Origin of the sequence: Arthrobacter sp. TB 26 (assembly GCF_000427315.1) — a bacterium.
GTDB lineage: Bacteria > Actinomycetota > Actinomycetes > Actinomycetales > Micrococcaceae > Arthrobacter.
Window position 1 is genome coordinate 1 of record NZ_AUPJ01000066.1, and the last position, 2,432, is coordinate 2,432.

At 70.0% G+C, this 2,432-nt stretch carries 4 protein-coding genes; 1 reads left to right on the forward strand and 3 read right to left on the reverse strand.

All coding sequences use genetic code 11. The features are described 5' to 3' along the window. Positions 1–348: DUF1206 domain-containing protein (locus K789_RS0101345; RefSeq protein ID WP_029704227.1), on the reverse strand; the 348-nt coding region annotated here is incomplete at its 3' end. 138 nt (positions 349–486) lie between these two features. Between K789_RS0101345 and K789_RS0101350 the strand changes: the two genes are divergently transcribed. Then, a complete protein-coding gene (locus tag K789_RS0101350) occupies positions 487–1,014 on the forward strand; it encodes a hypothetical protein (RefSeq protein ID WP_024365173.1) in 528 nt (175 codons plus the stop codon). Between the two features lie 77 nt (positions 1,015–1,091). Here K789_RS0101350 and K789_RS0101355 read toward each other — a convergent pair whose 3' ends face one another. Beyond that, a complete protein-coding gene (locus K789_RS0101355; protein WP_024365174.1) occupies positions 1,092–1,772 on the reverse strand; it encodes a FadR/GntR family transcriptional regulator in 681 nt (226 codons plus the stop codon). Then, a partial coding sequence (locus tag K789_RS0101360) for an MFS transporter (RefSeq protein WP_024365175.1) occupies positions 1,769–2,432 on the reverse strand: 664 nt, incomplete at its 5' end. The genes K789_RS0101355 and K789_RS0101360, both read right to left, overlap by 4 nt.

Here is a 2,432-nt window from a genome sequence, read left to right on the forward strand (position 1 = left end):
CCGGGCCCGCAGGGTGGCCTCGCTCAGCTGCCACAGGGCGAGCCCGGCGCACGCGATGAACCCTGCCCACATGACCGCCGGGCCCCACGGGTTGGCCGCGAGCTGTTCGATCGCCCCGGTGGGCTCGGCCTGGCCCGGGGCCCCGAGGGCCAGGGCCACGGCAATCGCGCCGATCACGATGTGCAGCAGCGCCATCACGGCAAAGCCGGAGCGGGCGACGACGTCGAGCGCGGCGCTGTTGGACGCGGCCTCCGCCGCGTCGGCTGCGCCGCCGGCGGCCTCCCCAAGGGCGTCGCCCAGACTCCCGTCGTTGGGGGAGGGCTGGCCCTGCGGCCCCGGTGGTTCCATGCCGCCGAGTCTACGCAGGCTGGGTTTCGTCCCCCGAACTATCAACTTTTTCATAAGTGTGCTTACCATAGCCGAAGCGTGGCCCTTTCGCGGGTCACGACAGTTCCGGATTCGACCTCAGACGATAGGAAGCTCACCATGGCAGGTAATCTTGTTGCCCGATCCATCCACGACCTGACGGCGGGCGCCTGGTTCGGCGGCTCGCTAATGGGCGCCATTGGACTTAACGGGGCGGCGGCGGAAGCCAAGGATCCGGCCGAGCGTACCCGGCTGTCGAGCCTGGGCTGGAAGAAGTGGGCCCCGTTCCAGACGGCGGCGTTCGGCGCGCATTTCCTCTCCGGGCTCGCAGTCATGTGGGAAAACAAGGGCCGGATGGCCAAGCAGGACGGCGTTGCCCGTCTCACCGTCTACAAGTCGATTGTCACCCTCGCCGGTGCGGCCGTGAGCCTGTACGCCGGGCTCCAGGGCGCCAAAGTGGACAAGCTGGCCAGCGAAGGCGCCACGGAGCCCAAGCCCGGCGCCTCCGAGGAACTCCGCGCCGCGCAGCAGCAGCTGAAGATCCTGCAGTGGGCCATCCCCGTCTTCGCCGGCTGGGTGATCGTCCTCGGCGCCAAGCACGGTGAAATGCAGCGGCCCAAGAACGTATTCAAGGGCCTCGCGCGCTAGCCGCACGCTCAACACAAAGGCCTCCGCGCCGGNCCGGAACGGGATTCCGGCGCGGAGGCCTTTGTTGTGCGGGGCAGCTACTGCTGGATCCACTCCGCGCAGGAGTTCAGGTTCCGGTGCACGCTGTCGACGGCGGCCGTCTCGTCGTGTGCGGCGATGGCGTCCACGAGTTCGTCGTGACCTTCGTGCGGGAGGCCGTTGAAGCCGCCGCGGCGCTGCTGGCGGAGAAGGTCGGCGTGGAAGACCTCGCCGAAGCTGGCATACAGCTCGTGCAGCAGCGGATTGCCCGATGCCTGGGCCACGCACACATGGAAGTCCCAGTCCGCACGGGCCCAGCCGGCGTAGTCCCCGGCCAGCCAGGCGTCACGGCGTGTCTCCAGCAGTCCGCGCATGGCATCGACGTCGCCGGCGGTGGCGTGACGGGCGGCAAGCCGGGCCGCCTGCGTGTCCAGTCCCACCCGTACCTCCAGGATGTGAACCTGCGAGTGGTCCCGGTACATGCGCTGGGCGGCGCCGGCGATCTCGCTGGTGGCGCGGACGTAGGTGCCGTCGCCGCGCCGGACGTCCAGCATGCCGCCGTGGGCGAGGGCCTTGACCGCCTCGCGCAGGGTGCCCCGGGAGACTCCGAGCATGGCCATGAGCTCGGGTTCGGCCGGGATCCGCTGCTGCAGCGGCCATTCTCCGGAATGGATCAGCTCACGCAGCTTGGCAGTGATCTCCTCTACCAGCGGCGGCCGGTGGGATGTGGTGAGTGTCATGGCCGGCCCAGTTCCGTGCGCTGGGAAACCTTGGGCAGGGCGGTCAGCAGATGCCCGACGGCGATCTGGCCCAGGGCCACGGCCAGCAGCAGGATCAGCGGCAGCGTCCAGGCCCCGGTGGCGCTGTGCAGCAGCCCCATCCCGAACGGGCCCAGCGTCGCCAGCAGGTAGCCCGCGGACTGCGCGACCGTGGACAAGGCGGTGGTTTCAGCGGTGGTGCGGCCGCTGCGGCTGATCATCACCATCACGAGCGGGAAGATGCCGAGCCCGAAACCGAGCAGCACCGCCGTCAGTGGCGCCCAGGCGACCGGCAGGACCAGCATGGACAGGACGCCCGCGGCCATCGTGACCGTGGCCAGGTAGAAGGCGGTGCGCTGCATCCGGGGGCGCGAGCCGACTGCGACGAGCACCATGCCGGCCGGGACGGAGACGAGCTGCATGAGGCCGAACATCAGCCCGCCCTCGGAAGCCGAGAGACCCAGCGTGACCAGCATGTACGGGAACCAGCTGAGCACGGCGTAGGCCAGCAGGGCCTGGACGGTGAAGCCAAGAGTAATCAGCGCGCCGGTGCGGGTCCGCAGCAGCGGCCAGGGGGACACCCGGCCGGCTTTGAGGGCGGGCGCGTTGCGGTGGGCGTGCAGGGCGATCGGCAGGAAGCCG

Excerpts from the sequence above, each read along its gene's own strand:
- K789_RS0101355 (WP_024365174.1), bottom strand. The coding sequence starts at position 1,772 with ATGACACTCACCACATCCCACCGGCCGCCGCTGGTAGAGGAGATCACT.
- K789_RS0101350 (WP_024365173.1), top strand. The coding sequence starts at position 487 with ATGGCAGGTAATCTTGTTGCCCGATCCATCCACGACCTGACGGCGGGC.